The sequence below is a fragment of the Solwaraspora sp. WMMB335 genome (genome assembly GCF_049179075.1).
Classification (GTDB): Bacteria; Actinomycetota; Actinomycetes; order Mycobacteriales; family Micromonosporaceae; genus Micromonospora_E.
The window spans coordinates 250,274-274,415 of record NZ_JBMHMF010000001.1 but is presented as its reverse complement, the minus strand read 5'-3'; the positions used below and the strand labels follow the sequence as shown (position 1 = coordinate 274,415).

General features: G+C 74.1%; 19 protein-coding genes and 1 pseudogene. 12 read left to right on the top strand and 8 right to left on the bottom strand.

Features of this window, described 5'->3' with window-relative positions; translation table 11 throughout:
- The 3 genes from ACN27F_RS01170 to ACN27F_RS01160 are packed head-to-tail and all read right to left on the bottom strand — an operon-like array spanning window position 1 to window position 4,210.
- The gene (locus ACN27F_RS01170) at window positions 1–768 is read right to left on the bottom strand and encodes a hypothetical protein (RefSeq protein ID WP_421430681.1); all 768 of its coding nucleotides are present in this window, start codon (window positions 766–768) and stop codon (window positions 1–3) included.
- Window positions 765–2,627, bottom strand: coding sequence for a dynamin family protein (locus tag ACN27F_RS01165; RefSeq protein ID WP_421430680.1), 1,863 nt, complete (start codon window positions 2,625–2,627; stop codon window positions 765–767). Before ACN27F_RS01165 ends, ACN27F_RS01170 begins: the two co-directional genes overlap by 4 nt.
- Window positions 2,624–4,210 (bottom strand): dynamin family protein, encoded by a 1,587-nt coding sequence (locus ACN27F_RS01160; RefSeq protein ID WP_421430679.1) that lies wholly within the window; start codon window positions 4,208–4,210, stop codon window positions 2,624–2,626. Before ACN27F_RS01160 ends, ACN27F_RS01165 begins: the two co-directional genes overlap by 4 nt.
- 207 nt (window positions 4,211–4,417) lie before the next feature.
- On the opposite strand from ACN27F_RS01160, the gene ACN27F_RS01155 reads away from it, so the two are divergent.
- Window positions 4,418–7,093 carry a helix-turn-helix transcriptional regulator gene (locus ACN27F_RS01155; protein WP_421430678.1) on the top strand — a complete coding sequence of 892 codons (2,676 nt, stop codon included), beginning with the start codon at window positions 4,418–4,420 and terminating at the stop codon, window positions 7,091–7,093.
- On the top strand, window positions 7,090–7,611 hold the full coding sequence (locus ACN27F_RS01150; RefSeq protein ID WP_421430677.1) for a LuxR family transcriptional regulator: 522 nt from the start codon (window positions 7,090–7,092) through the stop codon (window positions 7,609–7,611). Before ACN27F_RS01155 ends, ACN27F_RS01150 begins: the two co-directional genes overlap by 4 nt.
- A gap of 130 nt (window positions 7,612–7,741) precedes the next feature.
- On the opposite strand, the pseudogene ACN27F_RS01145 reads toward ACN27F_RS01150, so the two are convergent.
- Window positions 7,742–8,515, bottom strand: a pseudogene (locus ACN27F_RS01145) (lysophospholipid acyltransferase family protein); the annotation flags it as partial.
- Window positions 8,516–8,668: 153 nt separating this feature from the next.
- Between ACN27F_RS01145 and ACN27F_RS01140 the strand changes: the two are divergent.
- From ACN27F_RS01140 to ACN27F_RS01130, 3 genes are all read left to right on the top strand, one after another.
- Window positions 8,669–10,087 (top strand): cytochrome ubiquinol oxidase subunit I, encoded by a 1,419-nt coding sequence (locus ACN27F_RS01140; RefSeq protein WP_421430676.1) that lies wholly within the window; start codon window positions 8,669–8,671, stop codon window positions 10,085–10,087.
- 15 nt (window positions 10,088–10,102) lie between these two features.
- Window positions 10,103–11,101: a cytochrome d ubiquinol oxidase subunit II gene (gene cydB, locus ACN27F_RS01135; protein ID WP_421430675.1), complete on the top strand. Its 999-nt coding sequence runs from the start codon at window positions 10,103–10,105 to the stop codon at window positions 11,099–11,101.
- Between the two features lie 64 nt (window positions 11,102–11,165).
- Window positions 11,166–11,759 (top strand): LysE/ArgO family amino acid transporter, encoded by a 594-nt coding sequence (locus tag ACN27F_RS01130; protein ID WP_421430674.1) that lies wholly within the window; start codon window positions 11,166–11,168, stop codon window positions 11,757–11,759.
- Window positions 11,760–11,796: 37 nt separating this feature from the next.
- Here the strand turns inward: ACN27F_RS01130 and ACN27F_RS01125 are convergent, their stop codons facing one another.
- The gene (locus ACN27F_RS01125; protein ID WP_421430673.1) at window positions 11,797–12,498 is read right to left on the bottom strand and encodes a hypothetical protein; all 702 of its coding nucleotides are present in this window, start codon (window positions 12,496–12,498) and stop codon (window positions 11,797–11,799) included.
- Between the two features lie 155 nt (window positions 12,499–12,653).
- Between ACN27F_RS01125 and ACN27F_RS01120 the strand changes: the two genes are divergently transcribed.
- Window positions 12,654–13,382: an SDR family NAD(P)-dependent oxidoreductase gene (locus tag ACN27F_RS01120; protein WP_421430672.1), complete on the top strand. Its 729-nt coding sequence runs from the start codon at window positions 12,654–12,656 to the stop codon at window positions 13,380–13,382.
- A gap of 292 nt (window positions 13,383–13,674) precedes the next feature.
- Entirely contained in the window at window positions 13,675–14,664 is a 990-nt protein-coding gene (locus ACN27F_RS01115) for a tyrosine-type recombinase/integrase (protein WP_421430671.1), read from the top strand.
- Between the two features lie 18 nt (window positions 14,665–14,682).
- Here the strand turns inward: ACN27F_RS01115 and ACN27F_RS01110 are convergent, their stop codons facing one another.
- Window positions 14,683–15,483 (bottom strand): endonuclease/exonuclease/phosphatase family protein, encoded by an 801-nt coding sequence (locus ACN27F_RS01110; protein ID WP_421430670.1) that lies wholly within the window; start codon window positions 15,481–15,483, stop codon window positions 14,683–14,685.
- On the opposite strand from ACN27F_RS01110, the gene ACN27F_RS01105 reads away from it, so the two are divergent.
- The 4 genes from ACN27F_RS01105 to ACN27F_RS01090 all read left to right on the top strand — a co-directional run bounded on the left by ACN27F_RS01105 (window position 15,484) and on the right by ACN27F_RS01090 (window position 20,187).
- Window positions 15,484–15,615, top strand: coding sequence for a hypothetical protein (locus ACN27F_RS01105; protein ID WP_421430669.1), 132 nt, complete (start codon window positions 15,484–15,486; stop codon window positions 15,613–15,615).
- Complete coding sequence (locus ACN27F_RS01100) at window positions 15,612–17,252, top strand: IucA/IucC family protein (RefSeq protein ID WP_421430668.1); 1,641 nt, start codon at window positions 15,612–15,614, stop codon at window positions 17,250–17,252. Before ACN27F_RS01105 ends, ACN27F_RS01100 begins: the two co-directional genes overlap by 4 nt.
- 62 nt (window positions 17,253–17,314) lie before the next feature.
- Window positions 17,315–18,988, top strand: coding sequence for an IucA/IucC family protein (locus ACN27F_RS01095; protein ID WP_421430667.1), 1,674 nt, complete (start codon window positions 17,315–17,317; stop codon window positions 18,986–18,988).
- A complete protein-coding gene (locus tag ACN27F_RS01090) occupies window positions 18,982–20,187 on the top strand; it encodes an alanine racemase (protein ID WP_421430666.1) in 1,206 nt (401 codons plus the stop codon). Before ACN27F_RS01095 ends, ACN27F_RS01090 begins: the two co-directional genes overlap by 7 nt.
- Window positions 20,188–20,206: 19 nt before the next feature.
- Here the strand turns inward: ACN27F_RS01090 and ACN27F_RS01085 are convergent, their stop codons facing one another.
- Complete coding sequence (locus ACN27F_RS01085) at window positions 20,207–20,707, bottom strand: peptide deformylase (protein ID WP_421439886.1); 501 nt, start codon at window positions 20,705–20,707, stop codon at window positions 20,207–20,209.
- 252 nt (window positions 20,708–20,959) lie between these two features.
- Here ACN27F_RS01085 and ACN27F_RS01080 point away from each other — a divergent pair, with 252 nt between their 5' ends.
- A complete protein-coding gene (locus ACN27F_RS01080) occupies window positions 20,960–21,160 on the top strand; it encodes a DUF5999 family protein (protein WP_421439884.1) in 201 nt (66 codons plus the stop codon).
- A gap of 103 nt (window positions 21,161–21,263) precedes the next feature.
- Here ACN27F_RS01080 and gcvP read toward each other — a convergent pair whose 3' ends face one another.
- Complete coding sequence (gcvP, locus tag ACN27F_RS01075) at window positions 21,264–24,083, bottom strand: aminomethyl-transferring glycine dehydrogenase (RefSeq protein WP_421430665.1); 2,820 nt, start codon at window positions 24,081–24,083, stop codon at window positions 21,264–21,266.
- Between the last annotated feature and the right edge of the window lie 59 nt (window positions 24,084–24,142).

The following is a 24,142-nucleotide window of genomic DNA, read 5'->3' as shown; positions in this document are numbered from 1 at the left end:
TCAGCGGCCGGACCAGAACCGGGCCAGCGTGCTCGTCGCCGGGTCGTCGGACCCCAGCAGCGCCGACCACAGGTCCGCGCCACGGTCACCGATGCCGGCGTAGTCGGCCAGCTCACCCGCCTCGACCGAGCCGTACGTCGGCACGTCGACGCCGGGGCCGGCATCGGTCGCCACGCCGTCGTCGGACGACCAGTCGCCCAGCAGGTCCGCGTCCGCCCACGGCCATCCGTCCACCGGGGTCGGCACACCGGACGCGTCCAGCGGCGGCGGGAACGACGGCTCCGGCCAGTCGTCACCGCCGGGCGGCGCGTCCGGGTCGACACCCGGCGGCGGTTCGGCGGCACCGAACCCCTCCTCGGCGACCGGGGGAGCCGACCCGAAACCTTCCTCCCCGAGCGGCGGCTCACCGTCGGTCGGCACCGGGGCGTCGTCGCCGGCGGACCCGCCACCGGCGTACAGGTCGTCGTCGCCGGGCTGCTCGTCGCCGGCGTACAGGTCGTCGCCGTAACCCAGCGGTGCGCCCGCACCGGCGGTGCCGTCACCGGTGGGTTCGGCGCCGCCGAGCCCACCGGTGAAGCCGTCGTCGTCACCCGGGGCCGGGCCGAAACCCTCCTCCACCGGGTCGTACCCGTCGACGCCGGGCAGCGGATCGGCGGGCCCGAACCCCTCCACCGGGTCGGGGTAGCTCTCCGGTTGCCCCGTCAGGTCGGCGGTGTCCGCGTCGTCGCCGAACTCGTCGTCGGGCCAGTCGCTGAACTCGCTGTTCATGATGTCACCGCCTCCGCCGTCGACACCGGCGCCAGGATCCGTGCCCGGTGCAGCACCTCGTCGACCTGTTTGACCCGGGCCCGGATCGTGTCCCGCCGCCCCTGCAGCTCCTCGCGCCGGCGCGTGCGGCCCGCCTTGTCCTGCGCCAGGGCCTTGTCGATCCCGGCGATGTGTTCGTCGAGCTGCGCCAGCCGCCGTTCGATCGCGTCGTCGAGGGCCAGCGTCAACGCGTACTGCAGGTCGGTGAACCGCTGCATCACCTCGTCGGTGAACGCCGCCCGCGCCTCGCCGAGCACCTCCCGCAGCCACACCCGGGCCTGCTGGCGGTCGGTGGCCACCCGCCGCCGGTACAGGATGAACGCCCCGGCGGCCAGTCCCAGACCCAGCCCGGCGACCGGGATCAGCAGCCCACCGCCGACCAGCGCCCCCGCCCCCAGCGCCGACGCCCCGGCCGCCACGCCCCGCCCGGCCATGAACGCCATCCCCCCGGCCGACATCGCGATCATCACGTTGTCGGCGCCACCGCCTTCCCGGCGGGGCCGGGTGGCCAGCGCGTGGCGCAACGTGCCGTTGATCCGCTGCAGCACGAACTGCAGCTCCTGCGGGGCGAACACCTGCGCCAACGTCCGTTCGGCGACCTTGCGGAAGCGGAACTCCAGGTCGTGGGAGAAACGCACCGACAGCGCGTGCAACGCCCGGTCGACCTCACCCGGCAGGTTCCGCAACGTGTCACCGCGGGCCGCCTCGATGTGGGCCAGGAACTGCTCCTGCAGCCCGGCGACGGCCGTACGCAGCCGCCCGGTGGCCTCCACCCGGGCCCGCTGCGTCTCGGTGCTCAACGCCAGCGACCACTGCCGCGACTCGGTCCGTTTACGGGTCGCCAACGCCGCCCGCTGCGCCTTGGCCTGCTGCACCTGCGCCGGATCGGGGTCGCAGGCGGCGATCCGCTCCCCGGCGACCAGGTCCAGCCGTACCAGCTCGCTGCGCACCGTACGCAGCACGTTCGCCTGCGCCAGCAGATGCCCGTTGCCGGCCAGCTCCACCAGCGCGTGCTGCAGCGGCGCCACCCGCGACTCGCCGACCAGCTCGGCGGACGCCTGCGGCGGCAGCGTCAACGCCAGCTCGGCCAGCCGCGCCGACACCGCGAACCAGGCGGCCCGGGCGAACCGGGGCGCGTGCGTCTGCAGCTGCGCCTGGTTGTCCGCGAGCACCGTCCGCCAACCCGGGTAGGCGTCGATCTTCGTCAACGCGAACACCACCACGTTGACCCGCTTGCTCGCCTCGATCAGGAAATCCAGCTCCGGGCGGGTGAACGGGGTGGAGGCGTCGACCACGAACAGCAACGCCGCCGCCCGCGTCACCGCGTCGAGCGCGATCTCGGTGTGCGCCGGGTCGAGCCCGCCGGTGCCCGGCGTGTCGACCAGCGTCAGGTACCGCAGCAGCGGCGCCGGACAGCTCACCTCGACGCGTCGCGGCGGCCGTACCCCGTCGGGCAGCCGCCCCAGCACGGTGCCCCAGTCCCGCAGCTGGTCCACGGCCAGCGGCACCGGCTCGTCGCGGCCGGGCACGAACGCCCGCGCCGCCGCCTGCGGACCGTAGTCGAACTCCAGGTACGCCGACGTGGCCACCGCCGCGTCGACCGGCGACAGCCCGGTCACCCCGATCAACGCGTTGACCAGGGAACTTTTGCCCCGCTTCGTTTCGCCGACGAGCACCACCGACGGCTTGGTCACCTCCCTGCGCCGCTGCTCGTCGATCTCCGCCGCCGCGTCCGGATCCAGCTTGCGCACGTACCCCAGGCAGGTGTCGACCGCGCCGGACAGCAACGTGCCCAGCGCCGCCGGTGACCCCGCGCTCACCGGCCGCCTCCCGCCCGTACCTGCTGCGACAGCAAATGGAAGCCGCGGTGCGCGACCAGCGCCACCCGCGACTGCGCCGGGCTGGCCCCGGCCACCGCGAACACCCGCCACCGGGTCGCCGCCGCCACCGCCGCCGCGGCCAACTGCTCCACCGGCGCCTGCGGCAGGTCCAGCACCCAGCGCGGATCCGTCGACAACGCCAGCCGGGTCAGCTCCTGCTCCATCGCCTCGGGCAACTCCACACTTCCGGTGCTGACCTGCGCCGCCACCTCCAGCAGCCGCAGCCGGTGGTACTCCGGCTGGTGCAGCAACCGTTCGATCGCGTCGCGCAGCGTCTCCCGGTCACCGGGGTGCGCCGTGCGGCTGGCCACCTTCTCCAGGCTCGACAGCGCCCACCCGGCCTTGATCGCGTCGGTCCGCCACTGGAACGTCTCGTCGAGGGTGTGCCGCAGCCGGGGGAACCCCGACGCCGCGTACAATGCCCGCACCAGGTCACCGGAGGCCAGCTGCGGCGCCGCCTGCAGCTGCGCCACCGCGAAACCCACCCCGTACAGGTCCAGCAGCGCCAGCAGCCGCTGCCGCTGCCGGCGCGGCACCGGGCAGTCCCGGTCGACGAACAGGTCCACCGAGGCCATCAGCACCGTCCGCTGCGCGGGCGCCATCGCGGCGAGCGCGCGCAGCGCCTCGCAGTCCGCGGCGGTCAGCCGGCCCGCCTCGGTCGTCTCGGCCAGCAGCCCGACCACCGGCACCACGTCGGACACGACCCGGCGCAGCACCCGGGTCTGGTCGGTGGCCAACGGCCCCGCCACCGGCCACGGGTCGGTGCCCCCGGCCACCAGCTTGTCGACCTTGTTGAACAGGCCGACCGAGTTGATCGGGTTGCTGGACAGCCGGGCCGACGCCGACCGGAACGCTTCCAGCGCCCGTACGTCGTCGTCGCGCACCGACTGGGTGAACACGTAGACGATCGCCTCGGCGCCGCTGACCGCGCCGACGGAGTCGTCGTCGATGCCGGCGTCGAACGGCGCCGTGGTGTCGGGGTCGCCGCGATCGGACCCGTCCGCGCCACCGCCCGTGGCCGCCGTCCCACCGGCACCCCCCGGGTCGGCGGCGAACAGGAACCGCTGCGCCGACTCACTCACCCCGGCACTGGCCGAGGACAGCCCCGGCGTGTCGATCACCGTCAACTGCCGCAGGTGGTCGCTGGTCAACGTGACGTCGACGAACGCGATCTGCGCCCGCGGCACGCCCAGCCGCTGCGGGATCATTCCGGCCGGATCCAGCGGCAGGCTCGCCCGGGAACCGTCCCGGCGTACCACGTCCACCCGGTCGGCGGTGCCGTAGCGGAACTGGGTCACGATCCGGGTGCACTCGCCGACCTGCGTCGGCGCCACCCGCCGACCGATCAACGCGTTGACCAACGTGGATTTGCCTGCTTTGAGCCGGCCGGCGATCGCCACCCGCAGCGGCTCGTCGAGCCGGCGGCGCACCCGGTACACCTCGGCACCGGTCGCCGCGCCGACCCGCGGACCCACGTCGTCGCACAGCGAAGCCACCCGACTACTCAACGGACCGGCGCTCATCGATTGGTCACCGCACCGCACGATCAGCGACAATGGCAGACACCCGACGGTGGTTCACCCTCATATCGCTGGTCGTCCTCCCGACACCACGGCACGGGCGGTGCGGCCACCGCCGACATCCACCTTACGAATATCCTCACGGCGCAGGATCCCATGTTCGTGCCACCCTCGCCCGCCGGGGGCCACGAGCCGTTGCGGGGAGGACGAGTGCGGCACCCAGCCGGCGGCGGCCACGCCGCCCGCACCGACCGGCACACCACCGGAGCGGGCCCCGCCGACCCCGTCGCCACCGCCACGGCCCGCCTGGCCCGCCCCGGACTCGTGGTCCTCACCGGCCCTGCGGGCTGCGGGCGCAGCACCGCGCTGCGCCGCGTGGCCGCCGCGTTCACCGGCCCCGTCCATCCCGGCGGCGGTCTCGCCGCCCTCACCCACCTGCCGGGCTTTCCGCTCAGCCACGCCCTGCGGGTACGGCTGCCCACCCACGACACGGCGCTGCTCGCCGAGGCGGTCCGGTCCCGGGTCCGCCACGGTCTGCTCGTCCTCGACGACCTGCAGTGGGCCGACCCGGCGACGGTCGCCGCGCTGCCCGCCGTCGCCCGCCACTGCCGCGTCGTGGTGGCCCTGCGCACCCCGCACCCGCTGCCCGAGCCGGCCGTGGCCGCGCTCCGCGGCGCGGACGGCTGCTGGCTGGCGGTCCCGCCGCTGGACGAGGCGACCGCCAGCGAACTGGTCCGCCGCACCGCGCCCGCGCTCGACCCGGCCGCCGTGGCCGCCGTCGCCCACCGTGCCGGCGGCAACCCCCTCGCCGCCGTCGCCCTGGCCCGCCACGCCACCCGGCCGCCCGTCGCCCGGGGCGGCGACCCGGGCGCCACCCCCGCCACCCCCGCCGACGCCGCCACCTACGACGCCGTGACCCCCGCCGGCGCCGCCCCCGGCGGCGAGCTCGGTCAGGTCGGCTACGCCGTCGCCGCCGCGCTGGCCGACCTGACCCGCCCGGCCCGCACCGCCCTGGCCGTGCTCGGCCTGCTCGGCCGCGGCGCCCCGGCCGGCCAGCTCGGCCCCGGCGTGACCGAACTCGCCGCCGCCGGCATCGTGCACACCGGCCCCGACGACCGGGTCACCCCGGTCTCGCCGTACCAGGCCGACGTCGCCGCGGGCCTGCTCGACGACGCCACCCGCCGTACCCTGCACCGGCGGATCGCGGACCTGACCACCGACCACCTCGAAGCGGCCCGCCACCTCGCCGCCGCCGGTGACACCGCCGCCGCCGGCCAGCGTGCCCGCACCGCCGCCCGCACCGCCACCACCGGCGGCGCCCGCGCCCAGGCCCTGCTGTTCGCCTGCGGCCAGCCCGACGCCAGCACCGACGTGCGGCTCGACGCCGCCCGCGCCGCGCTGACCGCCGGCCGCCCACACCGCGCCGTGGCCGTGCTGAGCACCGTGGCGCTGCTCAGCCCCGACGCCACTGCGCTGCGCGCCGAGGCGCTGCTGCAGGCCGGCGACCCCGCCGCCGCCCGCGCCACCGCAGCGGCCGTACCCGACGACGCCGCGCCGCAGGTCGTCGCCGCCCGCGACCGGGTGCTGCTGCTGGCCGACTCGGCCATCGACCCCGGCGCGGCGGCGACCCGCGCCGCCGCCGTCACCGCCCGGCACGGCACCGAGCCCGCCCACCTCGGACTACGCGCCGCCCTGGCCGCCACCGCCGCCGCGGCCCGCGCCCCGGGCTGGGAGTACGCCCTGGCCGCCGCCGCGGCGGCGGCCGGCGCCGCCGACGATCCGCTCACCGCCCGGTGGAGCGCCTGGCAGCTCGTGCAGACCCTCACCGGCGACGGGCGGCTGACCGAAGCCGCCCACACCGCCGCCGCGGCGGCCACCGCCTGCGCCGCAGACCTCGCCTACAGCTGGCAGACCCGGTTCCTCGCCGCCCGGCTGTGGTGCCTGGCGCTGGCCGGCGGCGGCCAGCCCCCCGCAGACACCGTGGCCGGCGATCCGGCGGCGGGGCAGGCCGCCGCCGACGGGGACCACCTGCTCCGCGCCGCCACCGACCTCACCGACCGCACCCTGCCCGCCGCCGCCCACGGCTACGCCACCGCCGCCGCCAGCCTGATCGAGGCCGACAGCGGTCTGCTCGCCCCGGCCCGCGCCCGCCTCGCCGGCGACCCGCCCGCGCCCGGCGCGCCGGTCACCTGGCTGGACTGGGTCGCCCGCGAAGCCGCCTGGCTCGACGGCCAACCCGACAGGGCCGCCGCCGTCCCGGACACCACCGCGCCGCCGCTGGTCGACGGGCTGCGCCGGATCACCGCCGCCTGGGCCGCCTACGACGCCGCCACGTCGGCCCCGGCCCCGGCCCCGGTGGCGGTGTCGCCACCGGCGGCGAACGGCCGTCAGCTGCCCGCCGCGGCCGCCGACACCCTCGCCGCCTGGTCCGCCGCCGACCCGCGCCGCTTCGCCCAGGCCGCCGCCGCCTGGCAGGCCGTCGCCCTGCGCGAACAGGTCCGTTGCCTGCTCGCCCACGGACTGCACGAACACGACCCGCAGCAGGCCGTGCCGGCGTTGCTGGCCGCCGAGTCCCTCGCCGAGGCCGCCGGACTGGTCGTCCTGCTCGGCCGCGCCCGCCGGGCGCTGCGCCGCCACGCGGTACGCCGTGACGAGCGCGGCCGCCGCGGCCACGACCTGCTCACCAACCGGGAACGCGACGTCCTGCGGCTGGTCGCCGCCGGTGAACCCACCCGCCGCATCGCCGGGCAACTCGGCATCTCCGCCGAGACCGTGGAGACGCACGTACGGGCCGGAATGCGTAAACTCGGTGCCCGCACCCGCACCGAGGCAGCGGCCCTGGCGATGGACAGCGCCGGGGAATCCGCCCTGGAGACCGATCGATGAGCGATCCGCCGCGATACGTGCTGGACACGGGCGCCGACGCGACGGCCGTGCTGCGCCGGCTGGCCCGCGCCGGCTGGACCACCCGGGAAGGATTCGCCCTCACCGACGCCGCCTGGGACGTCACCGCCGCCCGGCTCGCCCTGTACGGCCGGGTCGCCGACGCCGACACCGTCGGCCTGGCGGTGCTCGCCGCCGCCCGTGGCGCCGCCGTCGTCGCCATCTGTGACCCGGCGAGCGACGTCGCCCACGCCCTCGTCGACGACCTGGGCCGGCTGGGCCCGGTGCACCGCCAGGCCGAGACCGAGCCGGCGCAACCGGCCACCGGCGACCTGGTGCCTGAGCAGCGGGCGCTGCTCGAACGGCTCGCCAACGGGGAGACCATCGCCGCCGCCGCGGCGGCCGAGTTCCTGTCGCTGCGTACCGCGAACCGACGCATCGCCCAGGCCCGGGCCGTGTTCGGGGTCCGCACCACCCGCGAGGCCGTCCTGGCCTACCTGCGGCAACGCCCCCGGCGGTGACGACCGCCGACGAAAGGCCGCAGGTAGGCGGTGAGCGCCGTCACGTGGCGTCGGGGGCCGGATCGGTGGGTACCGCGTCGTCGTCGGCGAGCGCGTCGGGGGTGGCCGCGTCGGCGAGCGTGTCGATCCGGCCGCGGCGGTGCCGGCGGCTGACGTCCACCGGCCGGGTCGGATCCACGTGCCGGGGCCCGTGCGGTTCGTCCGCCCGCAGCGGCGCCAACGTGTCGGTGATCGCGTCGACGATGCGCGCGGTGGCCCGCTGCGCCGCGCCCGGACGGCCCGGGTCGACGCCGGACAGGTCGACCGGCGTACCGAAGCGCACCCGGATCACCGGCCGCCGCGCCACCGCCCGCGCCAGCGCACCGGCCAGCCCACGCGGGGCGGCGTACGGCAGCACCGCGTGCGCGCCCCACTGCGCCACCGGCACCACCACGGCGCCGGTGGCCAGCGCCAGCCGCGCGGTGCCGGTCTTGCCCCGCTCCGGCCACATGCCCGGGTCCAGTCCGATGCGCCCCTCCGGGTAGACCAGCACCACCGACCCGGCGGCCACCGCCGTCGCGGCGGCGCCGAGTGCCTGCGCGACCGTGCTGGTACGCCGGTCCACCCGGATGTGCCCGGCACGGCGCATCGCCGCACCCACCACCGGGGCGCGGAACAGTCCACCGGTGGCCAGGATCCGTGGCGCGATCCGCCGCACCCGGCAGGCGGCGGCCAGGGCGATCGGGTCGAACGGGCTGATGTGGTTGGCGGCCAGGATCAGCGGGCCGGCGCGCAGGGCGTCGGGAACGTCCCCGGTGACCCGTAGCCGGGCGACCGGCGCGACGACCAGGCGGGCCGTGACCAGCATCGCGCGCCACAGCAGCGGCGCCCGCCAGGACGGCGGCGCGGGGGAGTCGGAGTTCATCAACCGTTGATCATCGCACAGCCCGCCCCGGCCACACCGCCCCCGGGCGGGCACGGGCCCGAGGTCCCGGGGGAGAGGGGACCACCGGCCCTGGACGCGTCAACGACAAGCGGTAGTATGTACTACGCCTTGTAGTACATACCTGGGGGAGCCGTGGACGCGCTCGACATAGCCCGCTGGCAGTTCGGTGTCACCACCGTCTACCACTTCCTGTTCGTCCCCCTCACCATCGGGCTGAGCCTGCTCGTCGCCATCCTGCAAACCGCCTGGCACCGCACCGGCGACGACCGCTACCTCAAACTCACCAAGTTCTACGGCAAACTCTTCCTCATCAACTTCGCCATGGGCATCGTCACCGGCATCGTGCAGGAATTCCAGTTCGGCATGAACTGGAGCGACTACTCCCGCTTCGTCGGCGACATCTTCGGCGTACCCCTCGCCATCGAAGCCCTGCTCGCCTTCTTCCTCGAATCCACCTTCCTCGGCCTGTGGATCTTCGGCTGGGACCGGCTCCCCAAAACCCTGCACCTGGCCACCATCTGGCTCGCCTCGATCGGCAGCATCCTCAGCGCCTGGTTCATCCTCGCCGCCAACTCCTGGATGCAGAACCCCGTCGGCTACCGCATCAACCCCGACACCGGCCGCGCCGAACTCACCGACTTCATCGCCGTACTCACCAACAAGGTCACCCTCATCACCTTCCCGCACACCCTCGCCGGCTGCTTCATGGTCGCCGGCGCCCTCATCCTCACCGTCGCCCTGTGGCACCTCATCCGCCACCCCGACGGAGCCGACACCCCCGCCTTCCGCACCGCCGCCAAACTCGGCGCCTGGACCACCCTCGCCGCCACCGCCGCCGTCACCATCACCGGCGACATCCAAGGCAAGATCATGACCCAGGTCCAGCCCATGAAGATGGCCGCCGCCGAAGGCCTCTACACCACCGAAACCCCCGCCTCCTTCTCCATCCTCACCGTCGGCACCCTCGACGGCAGCCGCGAACTCTGGGCCCTCAAGATCCCACACCTGCTGTCCTGGCTGTCCACCGGCGACCTCAACGGCCAGGTCGAAGGCATCAACGACCTGCAGGCCCAGTACGCCGCCCAGTACGGCGCCGGCAGCTACACCCCGATCATCCCGATCACCTACTGGAGCTTCCGCTTCATGATCGGCCTCGGGATCGTCGCCGCCGCCATCGCCCTGTGGGCCCTGTGGGCCACCCGCCGCGGCCACACCCCCACCAGCCGCTGGCTGCTGCGCGCCGGCCTCACCCTGCCCCTGCTGCCACTGCTGGCCAACTCCTTCGGCTGGATCTTCACCGAGATGGGCCGCCAACCCTGGATCGTCTTCGGCGAAATGCTCACCCGCGACGGCGTCAGCCGCACCGTCTCCCTCCCCGAGGTCCTCACCTCCTTCACCACCTTCACCCTCATCTACGCCACCCTCGCCGTCATCGAAGTCAAACTCCTCATCCGCTACGCCCGCAACGGCCTACCCGACACCGACCCCACACCCGCGCCAGACGACCGCGACGACACCGACCTCGACCGGCCCCTCGCCGCCACCTACTGACCACCGGAGACACCCGTGGACATCACCACCGTCTGGTTCGGCCTCATCGCCATCCTGTTCACCGGCTACTTCATCCTCGAAGGCTTCGACTTCGGCGTCGGCGTCCTCGCCCGCGTCCTCGGCCGCACCGAACCCGAACGCCGCGCCGCCATCGCCACCATCGGCCCCGTCTGGGACGGCAACGAGGTCTGGCTGCTCACCGCCGGCGGCGCCATGTTCGCCGCCTTCCCCGAGTGGTACGCCACCCTGTTCTCCGGCTTCTACCTGCCCCTGCTGCTCATCCTCGTCGCCCTCATCGTCCGTGGCGTCGCCTTCGAATACCGCGACAAACGAACCGAACCCCAGTGGCGGCAACGCTGGGACAACACCATCTTCATCGGCTCACTCCTACCCGCCCTGCTCTGGGGCGTCGCCTTCGCCAACATCGTGCGCGGCGTACCCCTGGACGCCGACCACGAATACACCGGCACCCTGCTCACCCTGCTCAACCCCTACGCCCTGCTCGGCGGCGCCACCACCACCGCCCTGTTCCTCACCCACGGCGCCGTCTTCCTCGCCCTCAAGACCACCGGCGAGCTACGCCACCGCGCCAACCGCACCGCCGCCTACACCGGCGTCGCCGCCACCGTGCTCGCCGGCGCCTTCCTCACCTGGACCCTCACCATCCGCGCCAACCCCGCCGCCGTCACCCTCGCCGCCACCGCCGCCGTCGCCCTCGTGGCCGCCCTGGCCGCCACCTACCTCCGCCGCGAAGGCTGGGCCTTCGCCGGCACCGCCACCGCCATCGGACTCGCCGTCGCCGCCCTGTTCGCCGCCCTGTTCCCGACCGTGCTGCCGTCCACCACCGACCCCGCCGGCACCCTCACCACCACCAACGCCGCCTCCACCAGCTACACCCTGACGATCATGACCTGGATCGCCGCCCTGCTCACCCCCGTCGTCCTGGCCTACCAGGGCTGGACCTACTGGGTCTTCCGCAAACGCGTCAGCGTCACCGACCTACCCAGCCACTGACCTCGCACCGCGCCGGCGCCAACGCGCTGGAGTGCGCCGGCCCAACGCCCTACCCTGCACAGACGTGCGGTCCCTGCTCGCCGGATTCGGCTTCTCACTCGCGCTGATCGTCGCCATCGGCGCACAGAACGCCTTCGTACTGCGCCAAGGCCTACGACGCGAACACGTCCTGCCGGTCGTGGCCATCTGCGTCGTCGCCGACGCGGCGCTGATGGCCGCCGGCATCGCCGGCCTCGGGACCATCGCGACCAACGCACCCACCGTGCTGGCCACGATGCGCTGGGGCGGCGCCGCGTTCCTCACCGGCTACGCCATCCTGGCCGCCCGCCGGGTCCTGCGACCCGCCGCCCTCAGCCCACTCGACCGCCCACCGGCCACCCTGCGCGCCACCCTGCTGACCTGCCTGGCCTTCACCTTCCTCAACCCGCACGTCTACCTCGACACCGTGGTACTGCTCGGCACCGTCGCCCACCACGACCCCAACCGGTGGGCCTTCGGCACCGGCGCCGCGACAGCCAGCCTCGCCTGGTTCACCGCCCTCGGCCTCGGCGCCCACCGGCTGGCACCCCTGCTCGCCCGCCCGGGCGCCTGGCGCGCCGTGGACACGGCGATCGCCACGCTCATGCTGACCCTCGGCGTGTCGCTGGCCGTCGGCTGACCGGCGCCGGCGCCGCGCCGGCCACCCCCAACGCGCATCAGCCGGCGTCAGGCAACTCCGCCAACCGCGCCTCGACCTCCGCCAACTCCGCCCGCAACCGCTGCGCCTGCTGCTGCGCCTGCGCCCGTTCCGCCGACAGGATCTGCTCCACCGCCTCCTGCACCCCCGGCACATCCACCAGCGCCACCATCTTCAACGCCTCGGCCGGGCGCACCACGTACGGCTTCGCCAACGCCTTCGAACCCTGCGCCGCCGCCACCGTCCACTCACCGTCGGCGTAGGCCAACGTCACCGTCAACCCCGCCGGCGCCTTCGCCTTCGCCGCCTTCGTCGAACGCCGCGCCGGCCGGTCCGCCCCGCTGCTGTCCACCACAGACTCCTGTTCCTGTTCCTCTTCCTGGTCCCGGGCACGTGCCGCCACCGGCGGCTCACCCAACTTGAACTCCGGCTGCGGCGCCACCGGCTCGGGCTCCACCACCTTCGCCTCCGGCCGCCGACCCGCTGCCCCCCGCGGCGCCACCATCAAATCCGTGGGGGAGAAGGGCAACTCGTCCCGGCCGAACCGCACCACCAGCCACTCGTCCGACACCGCCGGATCCGTCAACCCCACCACCTGGCCCACCTGGCCGGCGATCTGCCCAGCCGCCTCGGTGAACATCACCTTCGGCTTGCGACCGGCGGCCATCGCCTCCCGGATCACCACCAACTCCTGCTCCGACAACCCGCCAGCGACAGCCATCAGCACCTCCGTACACCTGTTTGATTCCCGCCTTCCTACCAGCCGCCGCCGACAACGTCGAACCCGGCATGGCCCCATCCACCACCGGGTGGCCGTGGCGGTAACGTCACCGCCACGGCCACCCGGTCAGACGCCAGGGGAGAGGGGCACATCCGATGGCACCAGTCACCGTGGTCACCGGCGGCAGCCGCGGTATCGGCGCGGCCACCGTACGTCGCCTCGCCGCCGCCGGCCACGACCTGGTCATCGGCTACCGCCGCGACGCCGACGCGGCGACGGCCGTACGCGACGACGTGCACGCCGCCGGGCGCCGGGCGATCGCGGTCCAGCTGGACACCACCGATCCGGACGGGGTCACCGGCCTGTTCGCCGCCGCCGAGACACTCGGCCCGCTCACCGGGCTGGTCAACAACGCCGGCGTCACCAGCACCATCGGACCGTTCGTCGACCTCACCCTGGCCGATCTGCGCCGTGTCGTCGACGTCAACCTCATCGGCTACATCCTGTGCGCCCAGCAGGCCGCCCGCCGCATGTCCGCCGGCGGCGCCATCGTCAACGTCTCGTCCGCCGCCGCCACCCTCGGCAGCCCCGGCGAGTACGTCCACTACGCCGCGGCCAAGGCGGCCAGCGACACCCTGACCATCGGCCTGGCCAAGGAACTCGGTCCACGCGGCATCCGGGTCAACAGCGTCGCCCCGGGTACGGTGTGGACCGACATCCACACCCTGTCCGGTGAACCGGGACGCCCGGTGCGCATCGCGCCGGCCGTACCGTTGCGCCGGGCCGGCCAGCCGCCGGAGATCGCCGCCGCCATCACCTGGCTGCTCAGCCCCGAAGCGTCCTACACCACCGGTACGGTACTGCGGGTCGCCGGCGGTCTGTGATCCCCGGGCCCGGGCCGCCGCAGCGGGGCGTGTGGGCAGCGGCGGACGTCGGATGGCAGCGGTTCGATAATGTACATTATGTCAACTAGTGACGGAGGGCCCGCTCTTGTGCTGGAGTGGGAGCCCTCGCGCCGAGACCCCCGGTCCGCCCCGAACGATCCTCCGGTGGCGCGAGCACCACGTCATCGGCCGCGCTCCCCGGCCGCGTGGCGCCGGTGGGGAGCTCCGCCCCCCTCCGTCCCGGCACCTCGCCCCTTTGGGCCGGTACGAACTTTCGTGCATAATATACCTTATGCACGATTCGGATGAGTTGTCCGGGAATCTGGTTGAAGAGTTTCTGGCTGACCGGACTTCACGCAAACCGTCGCCGCACACCCTGCAGGCCTACCGACGCGACCTCGTCGCCGTACTGCGGCTGGTCGACGACGGCGCCACCCCGGCCGGCTGGGCCGAGCTGCCGGTGTCCGGCCTGGGTCCACGTCAGCTGCGCGCCGCGTTCGCCCGGTTCGCCGCACCCCGCTCCCCCGCCTCGGTGCACCGGGCCTGGTCGACCTGGAACGCGTTCTTCACGTTCCTCGTCGCCGAAGGCGTGGTGGCCGGTAACCCGATGCCGGCCGTCGGACGCCCCCGCGCTCCCCTGCCGCTGCCGAAGCCGCTGCGGGGCGAGGAGACCCCGGAGGTGTTGCTGGCGGCGGCGGCTCGTGTCGACGGGCGCCAGCGCGATCCGTGGCCGGAGCGGGACCTGACGGTGGTGGCGCTGGCGCTGTGCGCCGGGCTGCGGCTGAGCGAGCTCCTGGCCCTGCGGGTGGCCTCACTCGCCGGGCGCGCCGACGAACGGCGTATCGAGGTGGTGGGCAAGGGTGGCCGGCCGCGCACGGTGCCGGTGGAGCCGGCGTTGGACGGCGTCGTGCGGGACTACCTGGCGAGCCGGGCGCGACGGTTCGGGTCCCGTTCGGTGCGCCCCGACGGCGCGCTGCTGGTGGACCGTCGGGGCGCCCCACTGCGGCGGGGTGGTCTGCAACATCTGGTGCGCGCTTGTTTCCAGCGGGCCGGGATCACCGATCGGGTGCCGCCGGGGGCGCAGTTGCACGCGTTGCGGCACACGTTCGCGACCCGCCTGGCCGAGGACGGGGCGAGCGCGGCGGAGATCATGCGGCTGCTGGGACACGCCAGCCTGGCGGCCAGTCAGAACTACATCGAGGTGACGGCGGATCAGCAGCGTGCGGCGGTGCGGGCCAACCGGACGAACCGGTCGTTGCTGCGGGTGACGGCGCAGCGGTAGGTGGTGGCCGGCGCGCGGCTAGCGGGTCCTGGGTGGTCGGGCGAGGGTGACGACGAGCGGGCGGTGGTCGGAGATGTCCAGTTCGGGGGTGTCGGTCGTGGCGACGGCGGTGAGGACGGGTGGTGCGCCGTCCGGATCGACCAGGATGTGGTCGAGTTGGACGCGGGGGCGTGACGCCGGGTAGGTGGGGCGACGGGCGAGTGGCTGCCAGCCGGTGACGGCGGCGGCGACGCGGGCGGGCATGTTGAGGTCGCCGAGCAGCACGCGTGGCGGGGGCAGGGCGCGGAGGGCGCGTACGGTGGCGCGCAGTTGACGCAGGTTCCAGCCGGGTACGAAGGACAGGTGGGTGGCGGCGGCGGTGACGGGGCCGTGCGGGGTGTCGAGGATGGCGGTCAGCAGTACGCGGGGTTCGTCACGTGCCAGCAGGAGGCGTGGGGTGGGGTCGGTGACGAGGACCGGTGCGCGCAGCGGGGCGGGGAGCAGGCGGGTGACCTGCCAGTGCCGGGTCGGGTACCGGCTGAGCAGGGCGATGCCGTAGCAGGGTTCGTCGTGGCCGTCGTGGTCGTGGCGCGCGACGCGGTAGGGCTCGCCGGGGGTGCCGATGATGGTGGCGGCGTAGCGGTGGTGGGGGGCGTCGAGCGCGCTGGCGGCGATGGCGGTGAGGTCGAGGTGGGCGCTGCGTGGCTGGCGGCGGTCGACTTCCTGCAGGGCGAGGATGTCGCTGTCGAGGCTGGCGATGGCGGCCGCGATCCGGTGGGGGTCGACGTGTCCGTCGTGGGGCGAGCGTCCGTGCAGCACGTTGAAGGTGGCCAGGCGCACGTGAGCACCCTACGGGTGGGTTGGTTGTGGGAGGGTGTCGGGATGGTGGTGAAGGTGCTCGGTTGGTCGGTGCTGCTGTTCGTGGCGGTGGGGTGGGCCGGTGTGTGGGTGCGTCGTCGGCGGGGGCGGTGACTGCGTCGTCGTCGGCGGTGTGTCCGGACGTGTCGGCGGTGCTGGCGGCGGTGCGGCGGTGGCGGCCGGAGTTGGTCGACCCGGTGGCGGCGGCGGTGCCGGGGGCGCGGGCGGCGGTGCTGGCGCGGGTGTGGGGCGCGCTGGCGAGGGAGCCGTTGCCGCAGGTGGCTGGCCGTCGGGTGGTGGATGATCGGCTGGTGGTGGTGTTGGTCGATGGTCGTGAGGTGGTGGGGCCGGTGGCGGCCGCGGAGCCGTTCGCGGTGTCGGGTCCGGCCGGGTCGGCGGCGCGGTTGCGGTTGCTGGTGTCGGACCGTGTGGTGGCGGATCCGGCGGAGCTGGTGGCGGTGGTGGGGATGGACGCCGGTGCTCGGGTGGCGGGCGAGGTGGCCAACAGTGTGGCGAATCTGGCGTTGGCGCGGGGCGGGCGGGCGGTGACGGCGGCGGGTGCGGGCGCGGTGGGTGGGCTGTCGCGCTCGCCGGTGCAGTGGGAGCAGGTGGTGGTGGACGGGCATCCGCTGCATCCGGGCTGCCGTACCCGGGTGGGGATGTCGACGGTGGAGGTGCTGCGGTACGCGCCGGAGCATGGGCCGGTGGTGGGGGTGGAGTTGGTGGCGGTGCCGGCGCACCGGTGGGTGGGTGCGGGGGTGCCGGTGTTGCCGGTGCATCCGTGGCAGCGTGACCACGTGTTGGACGCGTACGGGTGGTTGCGGCCCTCGGGGCGGGTGGTGCCGGCGCGGCCGTTGTTGTCGTTGCGGACGGTGGCTCCGATCGGTCGGCCGGGGTGGCAGTGGAAGACGGCGGTGGATGTGCAGATGACCAGCGCGGTGCGTACGGTGTCGGCGGCGGCGGTGCGTAACGGTCCGGTGGTGACGGAGCTGTTGGCGGGGTTGGTCCGTCGGGTGGCGGGGTTGCGGGTGTTGCGGGAGGTTTCGGCGGGTGCGGTGCTGGTGGACGGGGTGCCGTGCCGGTCGTTGGCGGTGGTGCGGCGGCGGGTGCCGGGGGTGCCGGTGGGTGTGCAGGTGATGCCGGTGGCGGCGTTGGCCGCGCCGGTGGGGGTGCCGGGTGGGCCGTCGGTGGTGGCGGGGCTGGTGCGGGCGGGTTACGGCGGGGATCCGGTGGCGTTCGTGGCGGCGTTGGCGCGGGTGGTGCTGGCGCCGGTGGTGGCGTTGCTGGGCCGTGGGGTGGGGTTGGAGGCGCATGGGCAGAACGTGTTGCTGGTGTGGCGGGGTGGGCGGCTGGTGGGTGGGTGGTATCGGGACGTGGGTGGGGTGCGCATCGATGTGGGTAGGTTGGCGGCGTCGGGGTCGTCGGTGCCGGTGCTGGCCGGGGATGTGGGGTGTGCGGATCTGTGGGAGGTGGCGGTGACGGCGGTGGCGGCGGTGGGTTCGGCGTTGGGTGAGCCGGTGGCGGTGCTGGCGCGGGAGTTCGGGGTGGAGCCGTCGCGGTTGTGGCGGCCGGTGGCGCAGGTGGCGAGGTCGGCGGTGGCCGGGTTGGTGCCGGGTGCGCGGGAGGTGGTGGGTTCGGTGTTGTTGGGTGGGCGGTGGCCGGTGAAGGCGACGTTGGTGATGCGGTTGGCGGCGGATCCGTTGCGGGTGCGGTGGGCGTGGGTAGCGAATCCGTTGGCGGGTGTGGGGTGAGCGGGGTGGGTGTCGCGGCGTCGGCGTCGGGGGGCCGGTCGTGTGGTTGCGCGCTGGGGTCGGTGCGGGTGTCGGATGCGGTGCAGGCGGCGTCGCGGGAGTTGGCGGTGGTGGCGCCGGAGTTGGTGGCGGGGTTCCGGGCGGCGGTGCCGTGGGCGGCGCGCACGGTGGGGGGCAGGTTGGTGGACGCGTTGTGTCGCGAGGATGTGGGTCAGGCCCGGTGGCGGTGGCGGGGGGTGGGCCGGTGGCACGGGTTCGACCGGTTCGTGGTGTCCCGGCCGGTGGTCGATCCGGTGGCGGCGTTGCCGGTGTCGGTGTTGGACCGGCGGGGTTGGGCGTTGGCGGCGGAGGTCGCGAACGCGGTGGTGAACATGGCGTTGGCGGCGGCCCGGCCGGTGGAGGGGCCGGTGGTGGACGGGCCGGACGGGTGGGTGGCGCGGGCGGAGCGGGCCTCGGTGGCTGGTCACAATCTGCATCCGTGTGGCCGGACCCGGTTGGGCTGGTCGGTGGCGGACGTGTTGGCGCATGACGTGGAGTCGCCGCGTACGGCGGTGGGGTTCGTGGCGGTGCACCGGGACGTGCATGTCGGTGACGACGTGGGCCAGGTGTTGGCGCGGTGGTATCCGCAGGTGCCGGTGGCGCCGCCGGGTTGGCTGGTGCAGCCGGTGCATGTGTGGCAGTGGGGGGTGCTGCGGCGGCGGTACGCGGATCTGGTCCGGTCGGGGTTGCTGCGGTTGTTGCCGGGGTCGTTGTCGGTGGTGCCGACGTCGGCGGTGCGCACGGTGCTGCTGCCGGCGGGTGCGGACGGGCGGCGGCGGTACCTGAAGATGTCGTTGGACATTCAGGTGACGTCGACGCGGCGGACGATTTCGGTGGCGAGTACCCGCAACGGTCCGGTGTTGTCGCGGGTGTTGGCGGGTCTGGTGGCCGGTGACGAGGTGGCGGCGGCCCGGTTGGTGTTGTTGCCGGAGGTGGCGGGGGCGGCGGCGGCGGTGGGGTCGGGTCGGGATGTGTCGGTGATCGTGCGGGACGGGTTGGCGGGGCGGTTGTTGCCGGGTGAGGTGGCGGTGCCGGGGGTGGGTCTGGTGGCGGGTCGGGAGTTGGGGTCGCGGGTGGACGAGTTCGCCCGGGTGCGGCAGGTGGTGGGTCGGTCGGCGGCGGCGTTGGGGTTCGTGGCGGCGTACGCGCGGGTGGTGTTGCCGCCGGTGTTGCGGTTGGCGACGCGGTTCGGGGTGGCGTTGGAGGCGCATCTGCAGAATTGTCTGCCGACGTTTCGTGGCGGGGTGCCTGCGCGGTTGGTGGTGCGTGATTTCGCCGGGGTGCGGTTGCTGCGGCCGCGGTTGGCGGCGGCGGGGGTGGCGGTGGAGTTGGCGCCGGGTTCGGTGGTGGGTACCGATGATGTGGCGGTGATGGTGGCGAAGGTGGGGTACACGGTGTTGCAGGCGCATCTGGGTGAGGTGGTGTTGGGGTTGGTGGATTCGCACGGGGTGGACGAGGCGGCGGCGTGGCGGGTGGTGCGGGAGGTGGTGGACGAGGTGTACGACGGGTTGCGTGGCGAGGCGGGGTGTGCCGGGTGGGCGGCGGCGGATCATGCGTTGTTGACGGCGCCGTCGGTGGCGCACAAGGCGTTGGTGCGGATGCGGCTGGGTGGTGCCGGGGACGTGTACGTGCCGGTGCGTAATCCGTTGTCGGACGCGGGTTTCGTGGCGGGGTCGCCGCCGGGGGTGTCGTGCTGACGGCCGGTGTGCCGGCGGGGGCCGGTGGGTCGGTGCCGGCGCGGGTGGTCGCGGCGGTGCGGGAGTTGGCCGGTGGCGCGGAGCCGGTGTGCGCGTTCGTGTACGACCGGGTGGTGCTCGACGAGGTGGTGGCGCGGGTGCGGGCGGCGTTGCCGGCCGGGTCGGTGTTGCTGTACGCGATGAAGGCGAACGGGCATCCGGCGGTGGTGGCGCGGTTGGCGCAGGCGGCCGACGGGGTGGAGGTGGCCTCGGCCGGGGAGTTGGCGGCGGCGGTGGCGGCCGGGGCCCGGCAGGTGGTGTTCGGGGGGCCGGCGAAGACCGATGGGCAGTTGGCGGCGGCGGTGGCGGCGGGTGCGGTGGTCAATGTGGAGAGCGTGTTGGAGGTGCGGCGGTTGGATGTGGTGGCGCGGGCGGCGGGTGCGCGGGCGGTGGCGGCGGTGCGGGTGAACCGGCCGGGCGGCGGGGTGTCGGGTAGTCATCGGATGGCGGGTGCGGCGACGCAGTTCGGGGTGGACGAGGCGCAGCTGGGTGAGGTGGTGGCGGTGGCGCGGGAGTTGCCGGGGGTGCGGCTGGTGGGGTTCGGTCTGCACGCGGTGTCGAACAATCTGGACGCGGCGGCGCATGCGCGGTTCGTGACGGCGGCGGTGGCGTGGGCGGTGCGGGCGGCGGGGCGGTTGCGGCTGGAGTTGTCGTACGTGAACGTGGGTGGCGGGTTCGGGGTGGACTACGTCGGTGGGCGGTGCTTCGATCTGGAACGGTTGCGGGCGGGGTTGGCGGGTGTGGTGGTGCCGCCGGGGGTGCGGCTGGTGTTCGAGCCGGGGCGGTTGCTGGTGGCGGACGCCGGCTGGTACGCCGCGCAGGTGGTGGATGTGAAGCGGACGCAGGGGCGGTGGTTCGCGGTGGTGCGTGGCGGTACGCACCATTTCCGGTTGCCGGCGGCGTGGGGCTACAGCCATCCGTTCACGGTGGTGCCGGTGTCGCGGTGGCCGTATCCGTTCGCCCGTCCGCAGGTGGTGCGGGCCGCGGTGGATGTGGTGGGTGAGTTGTGCACGCCGCGGGACGTGCTGTGCCGCGATCAGGTGGTGGGGCGGCTGCGGGTCGGTGACGTGGTGGTGTTCGCCCGGGCGGGGGGGTACGGCTGGGACATCTCGCACCACGATTTTCTGCGGCATCCGCATCCGCGGATGGTGGTGCTGTAGGCGTGCGGGTGCGGCGCGGTCAGCGCCGGGTCCAGCGGGCCGCGCGGATTTCCCGGAGCGCCTGGCGGCGGGTGTCGCCGCGCAGGGTGTCGACGTACAGGCGGCCGTCGAGGTGGTCGGTCTCGTGTTGCAGGGCGCGGGCGAGGAATCCGGTGCCGGTGACGGTGATCGGTCGGCCGTGCTGGTCGACACCGTCGACGGTGGCGTGGTGGGCGCGTGGGGTCGCAAAGCGCAGGCCGGGGAGGGACAGGCAGCCCTCGTCGTCGGTGTCGGTGTCGGTGTCGTCGACGCGCAGGACCGGGTTGACGACGTGGCCGCGGTGGCCGTCGGCGTCGTAGACGAACACGCGGGCGGACACTCCGATCTGCGGGGCGGCGACACCGGCGCGGCCGGGGGCGCCGAGCAGGGTGTCCATCAGGTCGGTGACCAGCTCGCGCAGGGTCGGACCGAAGTCGGTGACCGGTTCGGCCCGGGTGCGGAGGACGGCGTCGCCGATGATGCGGATCGGGCGCATGGTCATGGCCGTCAGGGTAGTTGGCGTCCGCCGGTGGGCGGCCGGGGCGGTGGCGTGGTAGGGGGCGGTACGGGTGGCGGCGGGGCCGTAGAATCGTGGGAGCGCTTCCACGCCGTCCGGTTGGATGTGGCTCATCCGAAGGGAGGATTTCTCGGCGGAGAGGCCGTTACTTGCTCGGAACGGTGTCGTTCGGCTTGGTAACGTTCATCACTGGTCATGTGAACCATGACACAGCACCCCCACAGTCCGGAGAACCCGATGTGCCAGCATCAACCCACCTGTCCCTCCGCCGACGCCACCGACCGGGAAGCCGCGCGGGTTCTCGCCTGCTTCCCGGAGCAGGGCTGGAGCCTGCTCTGCAACGGCGTGATCGTCTTCGAGGACACCGGTGAACTGCTCCCCGACGGCAGCAGCATCGCCCCGCACCGCGGCCCCGCCCGGCACGCCCTCGCGGCCTGACCGGCGTCGGCTCACCGGCGAGCCGACGCCCTGCCCGACACCGTGACCACGGTGGCCCGCGGTCGACCACCCACGTGGGTCCACAACGCGGGCCCACGACGTGTCAACCGGCGAACGCCTCCGGCGGCGGGCAGGCGCACACCAGGTTCCGGTCACCGTACGCGCTGTCGACCCGCCGCACCGGCGGCCAGTACTTGCCACCCCGCTGCCCCGCCGGCCAACCCGCCAACGACCGCGGGTACGGCAGCCGCCAATCGTCGCCGCCGACCATCACCGCGGTGTGCGGCGCCTGCCGCAGCGGACTGTCCGCCACCGCCCACCGCCCCTGCGCCACCTGGTCGATCTCGCCGCGGATCGCGATCATCGCGGCGCAGAACCGGTCCAGCTCAGCCAGATCCTCACTCTCGGTCGGCTCCACCATCAACGTGCCCGCCACCGGAAACGACATCGTCGGCGCGTGGAATCCGTAGTCGATCAGCCGCTTCGCCACGTCCTCCACGCTCACCCCGGTCGCCCTGGTGATCGGCCGCAGGTCCAGCACACACTCGTGCGCCACCAGACCCTTGTTGCCGCTGTACAGCACCGGGAAGTACGGCCGCAGCCGCGCCGCCACGTAGTTCGCCGCCAGCACCGCCGCGCCGGTCGCCCGTGCCAACCCGTCCGCGCCCATCAGCCGCAGGTACGCCCACGGGATCGGCAGGATGCCCGCCGACCCGTAGCGCGCCGCCGCCAGCACCGGGCCGGTGGCGTCCGCACCGGCAGCCGGATCCGCCGGCAGGAACGGCGCCAGATGCGCGCGTACCGCCACCGGCCCCACCCCCGGCCCCCCGCCGCCGTGCGGGATGCAGAACGTCTTGTGCAGATTCAGATGCGACACGTCCGCGCCGAAGCGGCCCGGCCGGGCGAAGCCCAGCAGCGCGTTCAGGTTCGCCCCGTCGACGTACACCTGCCCACCGGCGTCGTGCACCCGGGCACACAACCGCGCGACGCCCTCCTCGTACACGCCGTGCGTCGACGGGTACGTCACCATCACCGCCGCCAACGTGTCCCGGTGGGCGTCGATGAGCCGCTGCGCGTGCGCCAGGTCCACGTTGCCGTCGGCGTCGCAGCCGACCACCACCACCCGCATGCCGGCCATCACCGCGCTCGCCGCGTTGGTGCCGTGCGCCGACGACGGGATCAGACACACCGTCCGGCCGTGTTCACCACGCTCACGGTGGTAGCCGCGGATCGCCAGCAGCCCGGCCAGCTCCCCCTGCGACCCGGCGTTGGGCTGCACACTGACCGCGTCGTAGCCGGTCACCTCCGCCAGCCAACGCTCCAACTCGCCGATCAGCCGCCGGTAGCCGGCGGTCTGCCCGGCCGGCGCCAGCGGATGCACGTCGGCGAACCCCGGCCAGCTGACCGGCTCCATCTGCACCGCCGCGTTCAGCTTCATCGTGCACGACCCCAGCGGGATCATGCCCCGGTCCAGCGCGTAGTCGGCGTCGGCGAGCCGGCGAAGGTAACGCATCATCGCCGTTTCGCTGCGGTGGGCGTGGAACACCTCGTGGGTGAGAAACTCGTCGTCGCGCAGCCACCGCGACGGAATCAGCTCGGGCGCCGCACCGGCGTACGGCGCCACCCCGAACGCCGCCCACACCGCCGCCAGATGCTCCTCGGTGGTCGTCTCGTCACACGTCACCGCGACCGTGTCCGCGTCCACCAGCCGCAGGTTCACCCCGCGCGCCGCCGCCGCGGCCACCACCTGCCCGGCCGCCGCCGGCACCGCCGCGGTCACCGTGTCGAACAGCGGCCCGTCGGCCACCCGCACCCCGCCGGCACGCAGCCCGGCGTGCAGCCGCGCCGCGTGGGCGTGCGTACGCCGGGCGATCGCCCGCAACCCGTCCGGGCCGTGGTACACCGCGTACATCGCCGCCAGCACCGCCAGCAGCACCTGCGCGGTGCAGATGTTGCTGGTCGCCTTCTCCCGTCGGATGTGCTGCTCCCGGGTCTGCAACGCCAACCGGTAGGCCGGTCGCCCGGCGGCGTCCCGCGACACCCCGACCAGCCGGCCCGGCAACATCCGCGCCAGCCCGTCGCGCACCGCCAGGTAGCCGGCGTGCGGCCCGCCGAACCCCATCGGCACCCCGAACCGCTGCGTGGTGCCCACCGCGATGTCGGCGCCGATCGCGCCCGGTGGACGCAGCACCGTCAACGCCAGCAGATCCGCCGCCACCGTCACCAACGCGCCGGCGGCGTGCGCCGCCGCCACCACCGGCGTGTCGTCACGCAGCAGCCCCGACACCGCCGGCGCCTGCAGGTGCACGCCGAAACAACCCGCCGGCGGGCCGTCGGCCACGTCGAACACCCGCACCTCGATGCCCAGCGGCTCGGCGCGGGTCCGCAGCACCGCGAGGGTCTGCGGCAACGTCTGCGCGTCCACCGCGTACACGTCGCCGCTGGCCGTCGACGCCCGCCGGGCCAACGTCATCGCCTCCGCCGCGGCGCTCGCCTCGTCCAGCATCGACGCGTTCGCCGTCGCCAGCCCGGTCAGGTCGCACACCATGGTCTGGAACGTCAGCAGCGCCTCCAGCCGGCCCTGGCTGATCTCCGGCTGGTACGGGGTGTAGGCGGTGTACCAGGACGGGTTCTCCAGCACGTTGCGCCGGATCACCGCCGGCGTGTGGGTGCCGTGGTAGCCCAACCCGATCATCGACACCAGCACCGTGTTGTCCGCGGCCAGCCGCCGCAACTCGGCGGCGACCCGCGCCTCGTCGACCGGCTCCGGCAGATCCAGCCGACCCCGCCAGCGGATCACCTCCGGGATCGCCGCGTCCATCAGGTCGGCCACGCTGGCGTAGCCGACCGTGTCCAGCATCCGGCGGGCGGCGACCGGATCGGTACCGATGTGACGGTCGGCGAACGAAGACGGAACAGTCACCAGAGGCTCCACGGGAAGAGGTCAATAGGCAACCTCCCCCTCTGTCGGCGACGACGCCT